This window comes from Marinobacter sp. HL-58 (assembly GCF_001314605.1).
GTDB lineage: Bacteria > Pseudomonadota > Gammaproteobacteria > Pseudomonadales > Oleiphilaceae > Marinobacter.
This window is the reverse complement of record NZ_LIHP01000021.1, coordinates 145,681-164,952: the sequence shown is the minus strand read 5'-3', so window position 1 is coordinate 164,952 and position 19,272 is coordinate 145,681. Positions and strand designations below refer to the sequence as shown.

The following is a 19,272-nucleotide window of genomic DNA, read 5'->3' as shown; positions in this document are numbered from 1 at the left end:
ACATTTTGGCTGTGGAGTGTTCGTGGTGGAGAGGCTGTCTCCCGAAACACGCCTCAAGACATCCCTGTGCGGCTTGAGCTCCGCCATCCCTGGCTCCGCACAGTTTCGGGAGACAGCCTCTCCACCACTCAACGTACCCCCTTGCGCGCCTACCCTGACCGTAGGTCGGATTAGGCGTAGCCGTAATCCGACAACAGGTCTACACGGCACCTCCGTCGCATTTCGCTCCGCTCTATACGACCTACAAATAAACGTAGGTCGGATTAGCGAAGCGTAATCCGACACCCAGCCCAACGGCGAACTCACCCTTCAGGCAACAACCCCGCCGCATCAAGGCATTCCCGAATCCGGTCCAGCGCCTCCGGATTACCCAGGGCATCGCGGTTGTCCGCTTTCTTCGAACCGTTGATCAGGCGGGCCACCGCCAGTTCCACTTTCTTGCCACTGCGGGTGTAGGGAATGTCCGGCACTTCGATGATGTGCCTGGGCACGTGGCGGGGGCTGGCGCCCTGGCGGATGCGGGTTTTGAGGGTTTTCTGGAGGTCGTCGGTCAGGGTTTCGCCGTCGGCCGGTACCACCAGCAGAACCACTTCCACGTCGCCGTCGATCTGGCGGCCGACCACGAGGCTGTCTTTCACTTCCGCCACGGTTTCCACCTGGCGGTAGATTTCGGCGGTGCCGATTCTGACGCCACCGGGGTTAAGGGTCGCGTCGGAGCGGCCGTAGATAATGGCGCCGCCGTGTTCGGTGAATTCGATGAAGTCGCCGTGGGCCCAGACGCCCGGGAAGGTGTTGAAGTAGGCGTCCTTATAGCGCTCGTTGTCGGGGTCGTCCCAGAAGCACACCGGCATGGAGGGCAGCGGCTGGCGGCAGACCAGCTCGCCCCGGCCGGAGCTGACAGGTTTGCCATCGTCACCGTAGGCTACGGCGTCCACGCCCAGGAAGCGGCACTGGATTTCGCCGCGGCGCACGGGCAGCAAGGGGGTGGAGCCCACGAAGCAGCCGCAGATGTCGGTGCCGCCGGCAATGGAGCCCAGCAGCACGTCCGGGGCGCCGTCGCTGTAGACCCAGTCGTAGTCTTCCGGCAGCAGCGGTGAGCCGGTGGAGAAGACAACCCGCAGGGCACTCAGGTCCAGGGTTTTTGCCGGTGCCAGTTCCGCCTTGCGGCAGCCGGCGATAAAGCGTGCGCTGGTGCCGTAGTGGGTGACTTTCTCGTCGGCCACCACCTGCCACAGGAAGTTCAGGTCCGGGTAACCGGGGGAGCCGTCCACGGTGATCACGGCGGCACCGGTCAGCAGGGCGGAGGCCTGCCAGTTCCACATCATCCAGCCGCAGGTGGTGAAGTAGAGGAAGCGGTCCTCCGGGCCCACGTCGCCGTGAAGCATGAGTTCCTTGGCGTGGTTAACCAGCAGGCCGGCATTACCGTGGACGATACACTTGGGCTTGCCGGTGGTACCGGAGGAATAGAGTATATACACCGGGTGGTCCGGCGGCAGCGGGGTGAAGGAGGGCGCCTGGCCCCGGCCTTGAGCCAGGGCGTCGTCCCAGTGGGTCACCTTGCCACCGGCAATGGCGGGCTCGCCCGGCAGTTGTTCGATGCTGACCACGCAGCGCAGGGTTGGCAGACCGTCGATCAGGCCGGCAAAATCGTCCTGGCGCTTGAACACCTTGCCACCGTAGCCATAGCCGTTGACCACAATCAGGGCCGCCGGCTCGATCTGGCCGAAGCGGTCGAGAATGGCACCCACACCGAAATCCGGTGACGCGGAGCTCCAGATGGCACCCAGGCTGGTAGCCGCCAGCATGCCAACCAGGGCTTCGTAGCCGTTGGTGACCACGCCCGCCACCCGGTCGCCTTTCTGAATGCCCTGGCTGCGCAGAAAAGCTTCCAAGGCGCCGGTATCCGCTTTCAGTTCGGCATAGGTCCTACGTAGGACCGGCCGGGTTTCACAATAGGCCACCACGGCTTCGCGGCCGGCATGCTCTCCTTCCGCCAGCCGCAACAGGTTGGCGGCAAAGTTCAGTTTCATACCCGGGAACCACTGCGCTCCCGGCATATCACGATTGCCCAGCACCCGGTCAGCAGGCGTGTCACACACCAGGCCGCAATAGTCCCAGACGTGCTGCCAGAAGGTCTCCAGATTATCGATCGACCACTGGTGCAGGGCATGGTAATTGGCAAACGGGCCAAAGCCCTGTTGCTCGAGCCAGCCCTGGAACCGGCCCATGCGGCAGTTCTTCAATGTGTCCTGCGAGGGAGACCAGACCACCGGTGATTGTTCTGTGTTGCTCATCCGTCTCTCCTGTTGCTTACTGCATATGCCAGCCGTGGCTGACCACAATGGACTGGCCGGTCATGGCGGCCGAAGGGAAGGCGGCCAGATGCACTGCCAGCTCCGATACATCTTCCAGAGTGGTGAACTTTCCGTCCACGGTATTTTTCAACATGACCTTGCTGATGACTTCCTCTTCTGAAATACCCAGTTCCTTCGCCTGCTCGGGAATCTGCTTGTCCACCAATGGTGTCCGCACGAAGCCGGGGCAGATGATGTTACTGCGCACGCCATGTTCCGCCCCCTCTTTAGCGACCGCACGGCAGAGGCCGAGCATGCCGTGCTTGGCCGCCACGTAGGGTGCTTTCAGTGGCGATGCCTCAAGGGAGTGTACCGAGCCCATGTAAAGCATGGTACCACCGTTGCCGGCATACATCTGATTGAGGGCAGCCCGGGTGACCAGAAAAGCACCGTCCAGGTGCACACTCATCACCTTGCTCCAGTTACTGAATGACAGCTTGTGGACTGGATCTATATGCTGAATACCCGCGTTGGCCAGGGCAATATCCAGCCTGCCCCAGCGCTCGACAATGGCAGCTACCCCGTCATCAACGGCCTTTTCATCGGTCACATCCATGGCCAGGGCCATGGCAGAACCGCCGCTGGCTTCGATGGCGTCCACAACCTGTTGGGCGCCGGCCAGGTCCAGGTCGGCAACAGCCACTTTGGCACCCTCACGGGCATAATGCTCTGCAACTGCACGGCCGATACCGCGGCCAGCGCCGGTTATAAGCGCAACTTGGTCTTTGAGACGCATGGCGTCATCTCCTTGTTGTTGTATCAATTCAGTCTCGAAATGGCAGGCCGGGCGAAGATCACGAACCCGGCCTGCAAGGCTGGCTACTTTATTGGCAGGCTGTCAGGGCCCCCCGTAAACCTCATTGGGCAACCAGGTGGCCAGGGGTTCAAACCAGAAAACGAGTGCCAGACCCAGTAATTGCAGTGCAATAAACGGCATTACGCCCAGGTAGATATGGCGGGTGGTAATTCCCGGTGGACACACGCCCTTGATATAGAACAGCGAGAATCCCACCGGCGGTGTCAGGAAGGATGTCTGCAGACACATGGCAAACATGATGGCGAACCAAACCGGCTCCACACCCAGCGAGAAGACAACCGGCGCAACCAGAGGCAGGATGATCAGAGTGATCTCCACCCAGTCCAGGAAGAAGCCCAGCAGGAAGGTAATGAAGAGTATGGTCAGCAATACACCGGTTGTACCGAATGGCAGGCCGTTGATGGCCGCCCGGATAACATCGTCACCTCCAAGCCCCCTCAGTACCGCAGCGAACACCGTCGCCCCAATGAAAATCCCGAAGATAAAGGCCGTGGTACGGCTGGTCTGGTAGAGCGAGTCTTTCAGTACTTCCAGATCAAGCCGACGACTGGTAAAGGCCATCAGCATTGCGCCCGCAGCACCTACGGCTGATGCTTCGGTGGTGGTGGCTATGCCGAAGAAAATGGAGCCGAGCACCGCCATGATAAGCACCAGCGGAGGCACTACAGCAATAAAAACATCCAGAAGCGCCCTGGCCGTCAGCGGTTCGCGATTTCTGGGCGCCGGCGCCAGGTCTTTTTTGATATAAGACGCAATCAGGATGTAGAGGATGTACATAACCCCCAGCATGACGCCCGGAATCAGGGCACCCATGAACAACTTGCCCACAGACGCATCGGAGGTGCCAAGCCTGTCTGCCATCAGCACCAGCATGATGCTCGGCGGCACCAGGATGCCCAGCGTACCGACCGAGCATGCCGTACCCACAGCCAACGGCTTGTTGTAGTTGGCCTGCATCATCGGCCCCAGTGACAACATACCCAGCAACACCACAGAGGCACCGACAATTCCCGTGGACGCTGCCAGCAACACGCCGACAATGACCACCGTAACGGCGTAACCACCCCGCAGCGGGCCCAACACCCGGACCAGGCTGTGCATCAGTTTTTCAGCAATGCCGGAGCGGTCCAGCATGATACCCATGAATATGAACAGCGGCAGCGCCACCATCAACTCATTGGCGACTATCCCGTAGATACGGGAGTCCAGGGCACCAATGGTGCCGTTCCAGGTAAACCAGGTATCCGCGTCGAAATATTCAACCAGAATAAAACCCGTTACCCCGAAAACAAGGCCAATACCGGCCAGCGACCATGCCACCGGAAAACCCAGCATCAACAGCAGCATAAAGCTGGCAAACATGGCGATTACAAGAATTTCTTCCAGACCCATGACGTCTTTGCCTCTTGATCAGGGATGCGGATGGCCGCCATTGCGGTCATCACGAGGAATTTGGATTTCCCGCGGGAAGCGGAACAACAGCGTGGAACAGCGCAGGGCCCGGGAGAACAATGCAATCCAGACCAGTATCAGCGACAGTGGCAACACGCTTTTGAAGATAAACCGATAAGGCAACCCACTCGGCGCCTGGGAGCGCTCATTAAGCTCAAAGGCTTTGTAGGCATAGGGAATCAGTACATCAATCATCAGATAGATGATCGGCAGCGCCAGAACCAGAATCCCTGCAAGCTCGATAACAGCCTGTGTTTTCAGGGAGAATTTTTCATGCAGCACATCGACCCGGACATGGTCATCCCTCACCACGGCAAAGCTGAGTGTCAGCATCATGGCAGCACCAAACAGATGCCACGACATTTCTTCCAGGGCCACGGAGCCGGCATTGAGGATGAAACGGGCGAACACATTCGCCAGTACGACCAGCAAAACGCCAATCCAGAGCCAGGAGCTGGCCTTGCCAATGGTGACAATGAACCTGTCCAGCTTCCAGGACAGCCGGTTGTACGGCAGCGGTTCAGCCTCGGTATGTGGCACGGCGGCTTCAGGGGAATCGTGCTTTTCAGTCACGGGAACCTCGGATACAGAACGGGATGGGACAACAGGCACCGCCGCAGCGGTGCCTGCCTTACACTAGCGGGCTCCGATCAGTCGTACTGATAGAAATCCCGTGGCAGGTAGCCCTTGTTGTGCCAGATGGAGTGATGCTCCATGAACTCACGCTGACTCTCGAGCACACGTCCGAACATTTCATCCTCTTCGGCAATGTCATCAAGCACCTTGTTAGTGGCTTTTTCGAGTTCACGAAGTACCGGCTCTGGCAGGGTCTGGGCATTCACGCCTTCGCTCTCGTAATCACGCAGGGCGGTCGGCTGGGCAAACTCGCTCTCAGCAAGGCCCTTCAGGGTGGCCGATTCACAACCCATCTCGATCAGGGCACGGCTCTGCGGCTCAAGATCGTTCCAGACGTCCTTGTTTACCAGCAGGTGTGAGGTGGTCAGGGTCTGGTGCCAGCCCGGCATGATGTAATTCTTGATGATCTGGTCCAGGCCCAGCATCTTGTCGATGGCCGGCTGCGAGAACTCGGTCGCATCAATAGTGCCGCGCTCCAGGGCTTGGTAGATCTCGCCACCCGGAATCATGGTAACCGAGGCACCCAGTTCCTCAAGCACCTTGCCGCCAATACCGGCGAAGCGGATCTTCAGCCCGTCAAAGTCATCCAGGCTCTCGATGGGGTCCGCAAACCAGCCGGCACCTTCGGGACCGATGATGCTGCACAGCATCGGGTGAATATTGCGCTCATCGTAGATTTCCTCGAGCAGCTCCTTGCCTTCACCCTCGTAGTACCACGCCAGGTAAGCCGGAGGTTCCATATTGAATGGGGCACCCGAATACAGCGGCAGCGCGGCAATAGTGCCCTGATCATAGCCAACCCAGGTGTAGCCGGCCGGATACTTGCCGTCGCTCACGGAATCCATGATTTCAAACGGGGGAACCAGTTCACCCGGCTCGTAATAGCGAAACTCGATATCACCACCGGAGATGGCCTTGAGGTTTTCAGAAAGGTGCTTCACCGGTGTGGACAGACCAACCAGATGAGAGGGAAATGCCAGTGGCAACTGCCAGCGAATTTTTTCAGCAGCCACGTTACTGCTGAACATAGTGCCAGAGATGACTGCTGCGGCTGCAACGCCATAGCTCAGGCGTGAAATCTTGTGTTTGATTGACATGAAGATGATCCTTCTTGTTGTTGTGTTCGGCCCGCCAGGGGTCAGCCTCAGCAGACCGGGTCTGAAATTCAGTCAGATCCCGCAGGTAACAAAACGGACTTATCGGTGGGTCCAACGTGAGTGTCAGTCTTGTTATCCCGGTTATTCTGACATCCTGCACTGATTGTTATAGCAGACACCGTGCCAGCGCCTGAAAAGTGCCTTGAATCAGTCTTCTATGAGTTTAGACCAATAATGACAAACAGGTGGGTGTCCGGAAAAAAAGACAGTTATAGACAAAGGTGGTAGGGGTTTGTACGGATATTAAGACAGGTGTCCTGAAATCAGGACATTTTCGCAAGCTTCTCATAGAGCACGGATCGGGATATCCCCAGTATTCTGGCTGCACGGGTCCGGTTTCCCCTGCTTGCCACCAGTGCCGCTTCGATGGCGTGGGACTCAGCTTCCGCCAGCACCTGGGCAAGGGGACGGACGGGCTGGGCAATGGACGAAGCCTGAACACGGTTGCCACTTCGGGGAAGCACTTTGAAAATGGCATCGGAGTCCAGAATGCCTGAATCCTCACCCATGGTCAGCGCCCGTTCAAGCACATTGCGCAGCTCGCGAATGTTACCTGGCCAGTCATAGCTGGAAAGGGCGGCGATGGCTGTATCCGTGATCTCGCCGCGCATTTCGAGACCTTCACAGATATCCTCCAGAATGGCCTCACACAATACACCCAGGTCCGGCATGCGATCCCGCAGTGGCGGAATGGGTATTTCCAGTACATTCAGCCGGTAATAGAGATCCGAACGGAAGCTTCCCTCCGCCATCATGGCCTCGAGATTTCGGCTGGTGGCTGCAATAACCCGCACGTCCACTGACACCACCTTGTTGGAGCCCAGAGGTTCAATTTCACCCTCCTGCAGGGCCCGCAACAGCTTGGCCTGAAGGGCCAGCGGCATGTCGCCGACCTCGTCCAGGAACAGCGTGCCGGTATTGGCCAACTGGAATTTTCCCTCCCGTGTGCGACGGTCGGCACCGGTATAGGCTCCCGGAGCCACTCCGAAGAATTCGGCCTCCAGCAGATTCTCCGGTATGGCGGCCACATTCACACCTACGAAAGGCCGCTCCGCCCGGCCGGATACCGAATGGATCGCCTGGGCAAGCACCTCCTTGCCGGTACCGGTTTCACCCAGAATCAGCACGGGCATGTCACGCCCCGCAGCCAGACGGGCCCTGCGCTTGACCTCCAGGGCTGCCGGACTGGCTCCGACAAAGTCACCGAGGCTGTAGCGTGTGCCCCGGGATTTTTTGGCCAATGCCTTGCGGGCCGCAACCAGATCCTGATGCAGGCGCCGGTATTTGCTGACCAATGGCGTCAGTGGCTGAAGGTCGTCATAGAGAACAAAGGCAACCGCCCCGACAACGGCACCGGCATCGTCAAAAAAAGGCAGCCGGGTAACCACCAGCTGTTGCTTCTGGTGTTCCATGATATCCAGCAACAGCGGGCGTCCGGTCTCCACCACCTCCGGCATACGGGTGTGGGGAATCACCTGGCGGATGGGTTTGCCGATAACCGCTGCCGGGTCAGACACCCCGAGCAAGGTGGCATAGCTGGCATTGATCCAGGTAATCCTGCTGTCGAGATCCACAACAATGGCCCCGGCGCTGGCCTGTTCGAACATGGGGAACAGGGCTTCGATCAGGTCCCGCGTCAGCCCGCTTTTATTGTTCTTGGTAAAAAGCTGTGTCATGAACTGCTTACCGCCGGGAAGAGTGTCTTGCATGGTTATACCCTGTCGCTACCCGGCCTGTGCCGGATAGCGATCGTCAAAGTATATGGGTGCCCCGCGAACGGGGCAAACGGGATTCAGTCCGGAATCCGCACCTGGTCTTCCACAAACACAATCCGGTCTTCCTCGGCGGGAGTATTTGCGATGGCAGGGAGATTGGCCTCTGTCAGCGCCGGTGCGCCTTCGCCCCTGGGCACCGTTCTGACCACCTGACTCGGTGGCAGGGGTTCGCCGTCGTCAAGGGCATTCCAGACCAGATCCAGCGCCTGGAAGTAGTAGTGATGCAACGGTATGTAGCGTTCCTTTACCCCGTTGAAACCGTTGAGCACATCCAGATGGTGGGCATTGAGAATTTCGTAGTACTGAAGGTTACTGGCGTCACCCTCGACTCTCCGGTTCAGCCCGAAATAAGGGCGCGAGGTGTGGTTGATGGGCAGTATGGCGTCAGCGCGACCGGTTACGAACACCGCGGGTTTGCCCTGCAGGTTGCCTGAAGCGCGAATCTGCTCGATGCTGCCTGCGATCCGGTCCGCTACTTCAGCCGCATCCTCCGGAAGTGGCGCACCGGTCACCGCATCGGCGCCGCTGGCAAGACTTCTCAGGCACAGGAGTGCATCCAGGCCATAATCCTGTTGGCTGGTACTGGGCGATGCACTCACGGCCAGGTTGACGGGCTGCCCCTCGGCCCCGTCATAAACCAGGTTCACACCGGCGCTGGGGGGAATACCGTTACTGAACGAGAACAGGGCGGCTTCCTGGGCAGCCGACAGCGGCATGACCGCACCCGCGTCGTCGGTCGCAGCCAGGCTGATACCACACAGCCGGTCTTCGACGCCCGCCCTGCCATAAGCATTGGAATAGGTCATGGAAATGCTCTGGGCAACGGCCAGGCCAAAGTGCACCGGGGCCAGCAGATTCTGCTCCGGCTGGATGCCAAAGTCCTCTTCCAGTATGCGCAGGGCATCGGACGCCTGGTCGTCAACCGTGGCGCCGGAAATCAGGCCCTTGTTGGCCAGGGAGTGACAGATATTCCCGGCAACCGTGGCATCATTGAAAGCCGCGTTCAACGGCGCCTCATCCCGAACCTCGGGGGCAATATTGGCACACCCCTGGTACACCGCCAGAGCGGTCGTATAATCCAGCAGGCTGCGACTGTGCTCAACAATCTCCGGGCCATCGCCCTGGCGGATCGTGAAGCTGGTATCCACCTGCGGGTTAACGTTGGGTTCCGACACCGCAACACCGTCGATCAGGCCACTGTCATCCAGCTCCGCGGCACGGACAGAAGCCCCGCCGCCGTTGGAAACGCTGGAAGCAATCACCAGGGTATTCTTTGGCTTCACCTTGACCACCTTGCGGCCGTTACCGGTTTCCTGACCGAACTTCTCGTTCAGTATGTAGAAACCAAATTCAATGGACTGAAGCACATGGCGGCCCCAGTCGGCCTCAGGGTTGGCTTTCGAGTGGGCATGCTTGTAGGCAAAACGGTCCGGCCAGTCGGCGTTGAAATCTGCCCTTGTCTGGTCGTCCAGATCGGCCCGGAACTGTACCGGCTCGTCACCCCGGGTCAGGGTACCGTCGATGCGCTGGGCGGCATTGGTGGCCAGGTTGTGTGAACCGGTACCGGTGCCTTTGTCGGTGTAGACTACCGCACAGCCTTTCTTCAGGCCCCACTCACCGGCAGTGCCAATGGCGCCATAGATTCCCCGGGAGCCCGACGAGGGTGCGGTTATCATGCAAGCCTCGGCAGGGTCGAAACTGTCCGGTACCTGTACCATCACGGTAACCGGCACATCACTGCCTTCAACAGACATGTAGGCCAGATGCTCCTCCCCGGGGATCAGGCCTTCACCTCCGCTTCCCACCTGGGGCCCGAAGAACTCGCCATAGCCACCGCCGGCAGCGGTATCCACAAGGGCCCGGTAATTATTGTAGATAGCCAGGGTTCGCAGCTCTTCGGGTGTCGGGTTGAGGGGGTCATCAAAGGCCGGCGCGCCGCCGGCCAGGCCGCTCGCTCCGAGACCACCGGTAAGGAGGTCATTGGTTGTGCCATCGTACTGGGCGGAGTGGATGTCGCCCTGAACGAAGTCCGGGAGCTGATTGAAAGGCAGGTCGGAATCTTTGCAGGCAGAAACGGTTAACGTTACTGCCCCGATCAATGTGCATTGCAGTAGTGTTTTCATGATCTTTCCCTGTTGTTTTTGTTAGACAAGGGAACCCGGCGCACATAGAGAAACACCAGGCACCACAGGTGCGTCCATGCGCATCCTGTGCCAATAAGGCAACCCATTGAAAACAAAAATATTTTAAAACCAGTATGGTTAACTGGAATAACCATTTCCGGATTACCGGACAATCAGGTCAAGAAAAAGGATAAAAAAAGCAGGTTTCACTTCGCTTGGGAGCCCTATGGAACAGATGTCCCGATGCCCGGACACTGTCCTGGCTTCCGGACACTCATGGCCCGGTATTGTGCAGAACAGCAATATCACGACACGGGTCTCTGCAGGCTGCTGCAGGGCATCCACGGATGTGTTCCCGGCGTATCAGTATCTGTAACCGATTCGACCGACGGAGAACTGATGTACCCCTCACGTCTGCTGGCCATCGTTGCCAGCGTCCTGCTGACTGCCTGCGCGTCTCACCAGAACGCACCGGTACAGACCGCCCCGGAGCCGGAAACCGGCTTCAGCACCCGCATGGGTATTACCTTCTCACCGGACAACTGGCCGCAGGAATTGCAGGCGGACATTTACCTGCCCGACAGCAGGCATTCCGTACCCGCCGTGCTCCTGGTCCACGGGGGTGGCTGGGAACGACGCTCTCGGGAAGATATGGCCTGGATCGCGGAACATCTTGCCAGCCGGGGCTTTGCGGTAATGAACATCGACTACCGGTTTGCACCGGAACATACCTTCCCGGCCCAGTTATACGATCTTCAGGTAGCGATGAACTGGCTTCATGAAAACGCTGACAGCTACAATCTGAACCGGAGTGCCATCAGTGCGTTCGGATTTTCCTCCGGGGCCCATCTGGTCAGCCTGATGGCCCTGGTTGCTGATTCCAGGCACCCCCTGAACCAACCCCATGGCGGCGATCATGCCAGACCCGTGGCGGTGGTTGCCGGCGGACTGCCGGGGGACCTCCGTACCTTCGGTTCCGGCAAATTGATCCGCCAGTTCCTCGGTGGCGAACAAAAGGACATTCCCGGTGTCTATGAGGCCGCTTCACCAATCACCCACATCACTGCCGGTGCGCCGCCGTTTTTCCTGTTTCATGGTGCCCAGGACATGCTCGTCCCCGCCAGCCAGGCGAAGGATTTCCAGGCACGACTGGCGGAGCACGGGGTCGAGCACGAGCTGTACCTGATGTACCTGCGGGGCCATGTCACCAGCTTCCTCACCGCCGGAAATGCCGTGGAAAAGGCCACGGACTTTCTGGTAAGGCACACCCTCACCGCCAGCCAGTTACCCTAGAGCGTGACAAAAGGAGCCACGGTCAGCACCAGAATCACCACAATGGCAAGGCACGCTGCAAACGTAGTGACCGGTTTGTGTCTTAACCGGTGCCAGAATCCCCCTGTCCGCCCTTCGGCCAGATCCTTCTCATAGGCTTGGCGTTGACGTTGCAGGCGCTCCCGCTGGTAATCCTCCAGCAGCTCCCTGGCCCGCCGGGCCTCATCGTCATCGTGAACCCAGAAGCCGCCCATGCTGATACCCCAACGGCTGGGAGGGGTTTCGTAATAGGGCACGTCATGGGCCTCGAACAACTCTCGGATTTCATCCGCTTCGTCATCGGGAACGTGACGCAGGTTCATGAGGTGGTTGGTCATGGTATGTCTGGCACCGGGTTATGGGATACCCTTATCCTAGCATTCCGGGAAGGTTCTCACCGCCCAGTTCACAGGACAGTCAATGCCAGACAGCGGGATCCGACAATTACTGGAGTTTGACAGCCAGGTAAAGCGCGACAGCGACCAGTCGCCGGCATTCCTGCACCGGCGGGACCGCCGTTTTGCCCTGGACTGCCGCGACAGGGGCCTGTCACCCACCCCGCAACGCTGGCTGGAACACGTTCGTCGACTGCGCCCACCGCTTCCTGCAGATGACCCCCTGCGCCCATGGCGGCGACTGACCACAGGCTTCGCCCTGGCAGGCCTGATCACCGGCGTCATCGCCATGCTGGGGCTGCTGTTCTACGATGGCGGCCAGAGAATCAACCTGACGGTTATCCTGGCGTTTGTCATGCTCCACTGCCTGCTGGCGGTCATCACCACCGTCCAGGCATTTGCCGGCTGGCAGCCGTGGCGCTGGCTGTTGCGCAAGCTTAAAGGGACCGGCACTGCCAGCGCACTCAGGCCACTGCAGCCCATGCTGATGGCCCGTGCCGCCCACACCGGTGGACTGGTGTTCGGTCTGGCGGGGCTGGCCACTTTGCTGGTGCTTGTGGTGGTGCAGGATCTTGCCTTTGGCTGGAGCACAACCCTCGATACGGGCCCCGATCGTTACTATCAGTTGCTGGCAACCGTGGCCGCGCCATGGCAGAGCCTGTGGCCTGCGGCGTTCCCCGACCGGGAACTGGTGGAGGCGACCCGCTTTTTCCGCAGTAACAGTGGAGGCACCGCCAACCCCGCGTTATGGGGCCGCTGGTGGCCGTTTGTTGCCATGGTGTGGACCACCTATGTGATCATCCCGCGGCTGGTGCTTCTGGCACTGGCAACGATCCATCCCGGAATAAGGGCCCGCAGGGAGCTGGCCCGGCATCCCGGCATGATTGCCCTGCAGTACCGCATGGAAACTCCGGCCCTGGATACCGGTAACCGCCACAATGACGCGGCGGACCAGCCGGACATCAACACCTCCGGGCAATTGCACCCCCTGCCCGCCGGCCAGGTTCTGATCCGCTGGGCAGGGGCCGGCGAACCCGAACTCCCGGACACTCTTGCAGCGGGTTACCACCTGATTCTTGCGGCCGGGGGAAACGCAGCCCTTGCCCATGACAACGAGATCATTGAAACGGCCGGAAAAACCCTGGCAGAAGCCCGGAGCCCCGCAGTGGCAGTGATCACCCGAAGCTGGGAACCCCCAACGGGTGAATTGGCGGATTTCCTTCAGCTGGCCCGTAAATCCTGGCCGGCGACCACGGTCATTGCCCTGGTGCCCCTGGCGGCACAACCGGACCAGCCGCCACCAGACCACCAGGTAAACCAGTGGTTGCGGTTCGCGGAGAGGACCGGAGACAGCCGGATCATTGTCAGCACCCCGGACATGATCTCGCCGGAATCCCGCATACACCGTGCACTGCAGGATGAGTACAGAGAATGACTGCCCCCGTATTCGCCGTGGTTGGCCATCCCAACAAGGGAAAATCCAGCATTGTGGCCACCCTGTCCCAGAACGATGCCATTGCCATCGCCCTGGAACCGGGCACCACCCGAAAACGCCAGGAATATCCGCTTACGGTGGATGGCAAAACCCTTTATACCCTGGTAGACACCCCGGGTTTCCAGCGCCCGCGCCGTGTACTGGCGTGGCTGGAGGCCCATAGCATCTCCGCGTCTGACCGGGCGGAAACCGTGCAGGCGTTTGTTATTCAGCATCGTGACGATGGCAGTTTCACTGACGAATGCGAGTTATTGGCCCCTCTGACCGAGGGTGCCGGCATCATCTACGTCGTCGACGGTTCAGTGCCCTACAGCGCCCAGCACGAAGCGGAAATGACCATCCTGCGATGGACCGGCCGCCCAAGCCTGGCACTGATCAACAGCATTGGCGACGACGATTACAGCGATAGCTGGTTGCGAGCCCTCGGCCAGTTCTTCCAGGTAGTACGGAAATTCGACGCTGTTCGCGCACCTTTCGAGCAACATATCAGCCTGTTACGCGCATTCGGGCAACTGGAACCGGCCTGGGAACAGCCCCTGGAACAGGCGGCGGCCTTTCTGCTGGCCCAGCGACGCCAACGCCGGACTGAAGCCGCGGCACTGATTGCCCGCACCCTCGAAGACATGATGTCCTTTCGGGAAAAGCGCACCCTGACCACGCTCCAGACCAGTGAAATCTCCGATACGGATCTGGCCGGGCAGTTGCGGACGAGCTGGTACAGAAATCAGAGAAAGCGCGAGCAGCACCTGCGTATCGCCATCGAGAAGCTCTATGAACATCATCGTGTGGAGCGACAGGAGGCGGAACTGGAGTGGCACAGCGAGCATGACCTGTTCAGCGAGGACAGCCGCAAGGCCTGGGGGGTCAACCGGCGTTACCTGGCAACGGCCGGGTTCGGAGCCGGCGCTGTAAGCGGCGCTGGTGTGGACGTACTGGCCCTGGGCCACTCACTTGGCGCAGGCGCACTGGTCGGTGGATTGATCGGCGCGGCCGGCAGCTATTTTTACGGAGACCGGCTGGCATTGCCGGTACTCAATACCGGGGTGCTGACCAACGGGCTCAGAACGGCCACCTTCGGGCCTGTACAGGACAGCCAGTTCGGCTATGTTGTATTAGGGCGGGCCATAAACCACTGGTGGCATATCAGCCATCGCAATCACGCCGGCCGGGAACTGCTGGACCTGGCGCCGGCACACAATCACTGGCTGGAGCACCTGGACCGGGCCAGCCGGCAGACCATTCACCGGGCCCTTGAACGCTGCCGCAAACAGCGAGCCCTTGACGACAAGACCCGGCTGGCATTGGCCTCGGCCATTGAGCAGGCCATGGACGCCTACGACAAATGGCGGTTGAACCGAACATGACCGGGATGTGTATACTGTAAGGCTGCTCCATCAAATAACGAGGGATAAGTATGAAAATTGTACGAGTTCAGGACATCATTGGCACCGAGCGTGAAGTCAGCGGGCCAGGCTGGACCAGCCGTCGCATGCTACTCAAGAAAGACGGCATGGGCTTTTCATTCCACGAAACCATCATCCCCGCCGGGGCCGAGCTGAACCTCTGGTACAAGCACCACCTCGAGGCCGTCTACTGCGTGGCCGGAAACGGCAGCATCTACGACAAGAACACCGGTGAGACCCACGAGATTTCTGACGGAACCCTGTACGCACTGGACAAGCATGACCCGCACACACTCCGTGGCGGCACCGAAGACATGCGCCTGATCTGCGCCTTCAACCCGCCTGTCACCGGCCGTGAAGTTCATGACGAGGACGGCGCCTACCTTCCGGACACCGGCGACAACTAAGCCCGGCCCCAGTGGCTGATGTTTCAGAGTCCACAATACCGCCACCGGCAGCAAAGCTGCTCCCGGTGGCGGTATTGCTTTGGCTGGCCGGTGTTTACCTGCGCATACCGGTTCTGGTGGCGCCGCCCCTTGCACCTTTCATCAGTGACGAGCTAGGCCTGAGCCAGGCGCTCACCGGCGCACTTACCACCCTTCCCATCCTGATGCTGGCCGTCGGCTCCATGCCCGGCTCCCTGGCCATTGCAAAACTGGGCCCCCGAAACACCCTGGCGATGGCCATGGTCATCATGGTCATTGGCTCCGCCGGGCGCGGCCTGTCCCCCGACACCACCACACTGATGTTGGCAAGCGCCGTCATGGGCCTGGGCATCGCCATGATGCAACCCTCTTTGCCGGCGCTGTTACCCCGCTGGCTCGAACCCAAACACCTGGCCATTGGCTCAGCCATTTACATGAACGGCATGCTGATGGGCGAATTCATCGGTGCGGGTATAACATTGCCTGTTCTGATGCCACTGATGGACGACAGCTGGCGGGCCACCCTGCTGGCCTGGTCACTACCCGGCCTGCTGGTGGCGGCAACCCTGTTTCTGCCACGCCGGGACATGGCCCGGCCGGTACGAAAACCCTCCTGGCTGCCTGACTGGAAAAACCCGCTGACCCTCAGGATCGGCCTGCTACTGGGCCTGTCCGGCTCCCTGTTCTTCGGCCTCAACGCCTACATGGGCAACCTGCTGAAACAGCAGGGCAACTTCGACATGCTGGCGGATGCGCTGTTCTGGTACAACTTCGCCCAGGTGGTGGCATCGCTGGTCATGCTGAAAATGGCGAGGTACTGGGTCGGCCGGAAGTTCCCCATAATCGTAGCCGCCAGCTTCAGCATTACCGGTACGATCGGCACGCTGTTATTGACAGGCTGGTGGGCCATTGCCAGTGCAACCTTTATGAGTCTTACAGCGGGTATTCTGTTGATTCTTCTGGTGGCCTTACCACCCATGCTGGTGGAACCGCGGGAAACCGGCCGACTGTCGGCCGGTAACTTCCTGGTGGGCTACACACTGGCCTTTTCAGTTCCCATGATCGGCGGTTTACTGGCTGACTGGGGCAACGATGCCCGCTACGCCATAGGTTTTATCGTTGCTTATTGCGTTCTGGTTCTTCCCCTGACCTTCACCCTGGACCTGAAACGACAAAAGGGCCAACCTGAAGGTTGACCCCTTTATTGGTGCCATTGATCTGCGCTTTACCGGGCCGCGGGGTGGGGGTATTTTTTCCTTGGAAATGGAACTCGCTTCGCTCAGACACCCATTTCTGGCGGAAAATATACCCCCACCCCACGTCCTTACCTCTGACCTAGATGTAATAGTCTTTGAGCGGAGGGAAACCGTTAAATTCTATAGCACTGTAGGTAGTCGTGTAGGCGCCCGTGGACAACCAGTACATCCTGTCACCAATCGCCAGATTCAGTGGCAGCGGATACTTGTGGTGCTCGTACATAATGTCCGCACTGTCGCAGGTCGGGCCAGCGATCACACAGTCTTCGCCCTCACCGGATTTCTCGGTGTAGATCGGGAACTTGATGGACTCATCAAGTGTTTCGATCAGGCCGCCAAACTTGCCGACATCGGTGAATACCCAGCGGTGAAGGGCCGTGCGTGACTTTCTTGAAATCAGCACCACTTCACTGACCAGCACGCCAGCATTGGAAATCAACGAACGACCAGGCTCGATGATGATCTCAGGCAGCTCATCGCCGAAATCCTCATCCAGGAAACGCTTGATTTCCCCGGCGTAGGTTTTCAGATCGTTGGTACGGGTGATGTAGTTGGCCGGGAAACCACCGCCCATGTTGATCATTTTCAGTTCGATGCCGTCCTCTTCCTTCAGGCGCTCGAAAATCACCTTCACCTTGCCCAGCGCCGCATCCCATGCGCCGATTTCCCGTTGCTGGGAACCCACGTGGAAGGATACGCCGTAAGGCACCAGGCCCAGATCACGGGCCAGGATCAGCAGGTCCATGGCCATGTCGGTCTGGCAGCCGAACTTGCGGGACAATGGCCAGTCAGCCGTCAGGGTGCCTTCGGTGAGGATGCGTACGTACACCTTCGAACCCGGAGCCGCCTTGGCGATGTTGCGCAGGTCGGCTTCGGAGTCGGTTGCAAACAGACGCACGCCCTTCTCGTAGAAGGTGCGTATGTCTTTTGCCTTCTTGATGGTATTGCCGTAACTGATACGGTCGCCGGTTACGCCAAGGCCCATGACTTTTTCGAGTTCATACACAGACGCGATATCAAAGCTGGCACCCTTGTCACGCAGCATGGTCAGAACCTGCGGAGCCGGGTTGGCTTTGACCGCATAGTAAACGTTGGCATAGGGAAAGCCTTCCACCAGTTCGTCGTACTGACGGTCGATGGTGGCGGTGTCGATCACTACGCAGGGCGTGTCCTTTGTGTCGGCAAAGGCCTTGATACGGGCAAAGGTTTCGGCGTCGTAGTAATCAGCGATGATAGCGTTGGCAGACTCGGTCATGGATAGTGTTTCCCTCCAGGGGGCAAACAGGCAAAAAAATAGGCACCACAGCAACGCTGCAGTACCCGTTAATGGCGCGATCATGGGGCTTTTTCGCTGGACCGGATATGAGCATATCTACCCATGCTTTTAGGGTGTTCACCGGTACACCTTCCGCGGGCATTTCCGCACAGGGGATCGGCAAAGAGATTTGTTACAGTCTGCTAACAGCTGCTGGAAGGAGTGGACGGGTATGGTAGGGTGATTATAAATTCACCAGACATGTGGAGTCTGTATGTCTGATATCGCATCCATGGCCGCCAGCAGCACCCAGATGAGCCAGCAGAATGTCCGGGAACAGGCCCAGATTGCAGTCATGAAGCAATCACAGGATATGGCCCAGCAGGGTGCCGTGCAGCTGTTGGAAGGTGTTACTGAAACCGCTGTCGCCACCACCGGCGCCAATCCCTCGGAACAGGTAGGCACCACCATCGACGTAAGAGCCTGAGCCGGATATTACACCGCCACTGGCCACAACGGTGCCGGCCCGGTGGGTCCGTCCGGATCCTCGGGTTCGGCCTGCCGCTGCAGGTAATCCAGGATGGCCGTTTTCAGCTCATCGCCCCGGGCCAGTCCCTGGTTCCCGAACAGCCGGTTGAACTCGAGCACATAGGGAAAGCCCTCCACCAGCGCAATATCAAAACCGGCATGGTCAACTTCCAGCTCCCGCGCCAGCCGTAACGCCAGATCCGTCACCACGGACGGAACCGGGCCCCTGTCGATGCGTCCGCCCCGCGATACGTTATTGTAAAAGCCCTGGTCAGACTGGGTTCGCCAATAGGCGGAGACCACCCTGTCGCCGACGATTACCACCCTCACGTCCCGATCAATCGGAAGATACTCCTGGGCATAGAGCACACTGGTCTGTTCGCAGTAACGGCGCCAGTGTTCCCGGTTCTCGATCAACCATACCCCTTCACCCATGCTGGCCTTTGGCAGCTTGGCCACAAATGGCAGCGCCATGGCGTCCCACACGGCTTGTTGCTCGTGGGGGCCATTGGCTTCAATCAACGTCCAGGGCGTATGCTCCGGCGCCACGGCCTGGAAGGCGCGGGTCATCTCGACCTTGTCGTGGCCGATGCGGTAGCTGGCAACGCTGGGAAACACCCGGCACTTCAGGCCGTGAACCAGGGCATTGAGCTGCCAGTATTCCGGGAACAGAACCCAGTCTGCCTCTTTGAGCAGTGCCTTGTGGGCCAGGAACTGTTCGGGCTTGAGGTTTGTGGTGTCCGGGAAGCCCAGGGTGCGGAATATGTCGAAGGAAACCAGTTTCATGGAGGTCGGGTGTGTGGTTGAGTTGGTCGCATTTTATACAGGTTTTGATTGGGTGCAATGGTTATTCTTTTGGCAGGACTGGTTGGGTTGGGGGTGGGGTACGG

General features: G+C 59.4%; 16 protein-coding genes. 6 read left to right on the top strand and 10 right to left on the bottom strand.

Annotation, left to right across the window (positions count from 1 at the left end; all coding sequences use genetic code 11):
* Window positions 1–302 precede the first annotated feature (302 nt).
* The 7 genes from HLUCCO03_RS18555 to HLUCCO03_RS18525 form a co-directional block, all read right to left on the bottom strand.
* Complete coding sequence (locus tag HLUCCO03_RS18555; RefSeq protein ID WP_027830332.1) at window positions 303–2,294, bottom strand: acetoacetate--CoA ligase; 1,992 nt, start codon at window positions 2,292–2,294, stop codon at window positions 303–305.
* Between the two features lie 16 nt (window positions 2,295–2,310).
* Window positions 2,311–3,090 carry a 3-hydroxybutyrate dehydrogenase gene (locus tag HLUCCO03_RS18550; protein WP_027830331.1) on the bottom strand — a complete coding sequence of 260 codons (780 nt, stop codon included), beginning with the start codon at window positions 3,088–3,090 and terminating at the stop codon, window positions 2,311–2,313.
* A gap of 102 nt (window positions 3,091–3,192) precedes the next feature.
* Window positions 3,193–4,563 carry a TRAP transporter large permease subunit gene (locus tag HLUCCO03_RS18545; protein WP_027830330.1) on the bottom strand — a complete coding sequence of 457 codons (1,371 nt, stop codon included), beginning with the start codon at window positions 4,561–4,563 and terminating at the stop codon, window positions 3,193–3,195.
* Between the two features lie 18 nt (window positions 4,564–4,581).
* Entirely contained in the window at window positions 4,582–5,196 is a 615-nt protein-coding gene (locus tag HLUCCO03_RS18540; protein WP_027830329.1) for a TRAP transporter small permease subunit, read from the bottom strand.
* A 77-nt stretch (window positions 5,197–5,273) separates the two neighbouring features.
* Window positions 5,274–6,356 carry a TRAP transporter substrate-binding protein gene (locus HLUCCO03_RS18535; RefSeq protein ID WP_027830328.1) on the bottom strand — a complete coding sequence of 361 codons (1,083 nt, stop codon included), beginning with the start codon at window positions 6,354–6,356 and terminating at the stop codon, window positions 5,274–5,276.
* A 323-nt stretch (window positions 6,357–6,679) separates the two neighbouring features.
* A complete protein-coding gene (locus HLUCCO03_RS18530; protein ID WP_027830327.1) occupies window positions 6,680–8,092 on the bottom strand; it encodes a sigma-54-dependent Fis family transcriptional regulator in 1,413 nt (470 codons plus the stop codon).
* Window positions 8,093–8,208: 116 nt separating this feature from the next.
* The gene (locus HLUCCO03_RS18525; RefSeq protein WP_027830326.1) at window positions 8,209–10,314 is read right to left on the bottom strand and encodes a 3-hydroxybutyrate oligomer hydrolase family protein; all 2,106 of its coding nucleotides are present in this window, start codon (window positions 10,312–10,314) and stop codon (window positions 8,209–8,211) included.
* Between the two features lie 399 nt (window positions 10,315–10,713).
* Here HLUCCO03_RS18525 and HLUCCO03_RS18520 point away from each other — a divergent pair, with 399 nt between their 5' ends.
* On the top strand, window positions 10,714–11,607 hold the full coding sequence (locus tag HLUCCO03_RS18520; RefSeq protein ID WP_027830325.1) for an alpha/beta hydrolase: 894 nt from the start codon (window positions 10,714–10,716) through the stop codon (window positions 11,605–11,607).
* Here the strand turns inward: HLUCCO03_RS18520 and HLUCCO03_RS18515 are convergent.
* The gene (locus HLUCCO03_RS18515; protein WP_027830324.1) at window positions 11,604–11,963 is read right to left on the bottom strand and encodes a DUF6164 family protein; all 360 of its coding nucleotides are present in this window, start codon (window positions 11,961–11,963) and stop codon (window positions 11,604–11,606) included. The two genes, HLUCCO03_RS18520 and HLUCCO03_RS18515, sit on opposite strands and share 4 nt — an antisense overlap.
* 82 nt (window positions 11,964–12,045) lie before the next feature.
* Here HLUCCO03_RS18515 and HLUCCO03_RS18510 point away from each other — a divergent pair, with 82 nt between their 5' ends.
* The 4 genes from HLUCCO03_RS18510 to HLUCCO03_RS18495 are packed head-to-tail and all read left to right on the top strand — an operon-like array spanning window position 12,046 to window position 16,539.
* Window positions 12,046–13,455, top strand: coding sequence for a DUF2868 domain-containing protein (locus HLUCCO03_RS18510; RefSeq protein WP_027830323.1), 1,410 nt, complete (start codon window positions 12,046–12,048; stop codon window positions 13,453–13,455).
* Complete coding sequence (locus HLUCCO03_RS18505; protein ID WP_027830322.1) at window positions 13,452–14,879, top strand: GTPase/DUF3482 domain-containing protein; 1,428 nt, start codon at window positions 13,452–13,454, stop codon at window positions 14,877–14,879. The genes HLUCCO03_RS18510 and HLUCCO03_RS18505 overlap by 4 nt, the downstream gene beginning before the upstream one ends.
* Before the next feature lie 50 nt (window positions 14,880–14,929).
* Window positions 14,930–15,325, top strand: coding sequence for an ectoine synthase (locus HLUCCO03_RS18500; protein WP_027830321.1), 396 nt, complete (start codon window positions 14,930–14,932; stop codon window positions 15,323–15,325).
* Between the two features lie 11 nt (window positions 15,326–15,336).
* Complete coding sequence (locus HLUCCO03_RS18495; RefSeq protein WP_027830320.1) at window positions 15,337–16,539, top strand: CynX/NimT family MFS transporter; 1,203 nt, start codon at window positions 15,337–15,339, stop codon at window positions 16,537–16,539.
* Window positions 16,540–16,678: 139 nt separating this feature from the next.
* Here HLUCCO03_RS18495 and HLUCCO03_RS18490 read toward each other — a convergent pair whose 3' ends face one another.
* Complete coding sequence (locus HLUCCO03_RS18490) at window positions 16,679–17,854, bottom strand: type III PLP-dependent enzyme (RefSeq protein ID WP_027830319.1); 1,176 nt, start codon at window positions 17,852–17,854, stop codon at window positions 16,679–16,681.
* 274 nt (window positions 17,855–18,128) lie between these two features.
* Here HLUCCO03_RS18490 and HLUCCO03_RS18485 point away from each other — a divergent pair, with 274 nt between their 5' ends.
* The gene (locus HLUCCO03_RS18485) at window positions 18,129–18,341 is read left to right on the top strand and encodes a putative motility protein (protein WP_027830318.1); all 213 of its coding nucleotides are present in this window, start codon (window positions 18,129–18,131) and stop codon (window positions 18,339–18,341) included.
* An 8-nt stretch (window positions 18,342–18,349) separates the two neighbouring features.
* Here HLUCCO03_RS18485 and HLUCCO03_RS18480 read toward each other — a convergent pair whose 3' ends face one another.
* The gene (locus HLUCCO03_RS18480; protein ID WP_027830317.1) at window positions 18,350–19,168 is read right to left on the bottom strand and encodes a RimK family alpha-L-glutamate ligase; all 819 of its coding nucleotides are present in this window, start codon (window positions 19,166–19,168) and stop codon (window positions 18,350–18,352) included.
* Between the last annotated feature and the right edge of the window lie 104 nt (window positions 19,169–19,272).

Bases quoted from the DNA above. Each gene is read 5' to 3' on its own strand.
- HLUCCO03_RS18555 (WP_027830332.1), bottom strand. From the start codon at position 2,294: ATGAGCAACACAGAACAATCACCGGTGGTCTGGTCTCCCTCGCAGGAC.
- HLUCCO03_RS18550 (WP_027830331.1), bottom strand. From the start codon at position 3,090: ATGCGTCTCAAAGACCAAGTTGCGCTTATAACCGGCGCTGGCCGCGGT.
- HLUCCO03_RS18545 (WP_027830330.1), bottom strand. From the start codon at position 4,563: ATGGGTCTGGAAGAAATTCTTGTAATCGCCATGTTTGCCAGCTTTATG.
- HLUCCO03_RS18535 (WP_027830328.1), bottom strand. From the start codon at position 6,356: ATGTCAATCAAACACAAGATTTCACGCCTGAGCTATGGCGTTGCAGCC.
- HLUCCO03_RS18530 (WP_027830327.1), bottom strand. From the start codon at position 8,092: ATGACACAGCTTTTTACCAAGAACAATAAAAGCGGGCTGACGCGGGAC.
- HLUCCO03_RS18525 (WP_027830326.1), bottom strand. From the start codon at position 10,314: ATGAAAACACTACTGCAATGCACATTGATCGGGGCAGTAACGTTAACC.
- HLUCCO03_RS18520 (WP_027830325.1), top strand. From the start codon at position 10,714: ATGTACCCCTCACGTCTGCTGGCCATCGTTGCCAGCGTCCTGCTGACT.
- HLUCCO03_RS18515 (WP_027830324.1), bottom strand. From the start codon at position 11,963: ATGACCAACCACCTCATGAACCTGCGTCACGTTCCCGATGACGAAGCG.
- HLUCCO03_RS18510 (WP_027830323.1), top strand. From the start codon at position 12,046: ATGCCAGACAGCGGGATCCGACAATTACTGGAGTTTGACAGCCAGGTA.
- HLUCCO03_RS18505 (WP_027830322.1), top strand. From the start codon at position 13,452: ATGACTGCCCCCGTATTCGCCGTGGTTGGCCATCCCAACAAGGGAAAA.
- HLUCCO03_RS18500 (WP_027830321.1), top strand. From the start codon at position 14,930: ATGAAAATTGTACGAGTTCAGGACATCATTGGCACCGAGCGTGAAGTC.
- HLUCCO03_RS18490 (WP_027830319.1), bottom strand. From the start codon at position 17,854: ATGACCGAGTCTGCCAACGCTATCATCGCTGATTACTACGACGCCGAA.
- HLUCCO03_RS18485 (WP_027830318.1), top strand. From the start codon at position 18,129: ATGTCTGATATCGCATCCATGGCCGCCAGCAGCACCCAGATGAGCCAG.
- HLUCCO03_RS18480 (WP_027830317.1), bottom strand. From the start codon at position 19,168: ATGAAACTGGTTTCCTTCGACATATTCCGCACCCTGGGCTTCCCGGAC.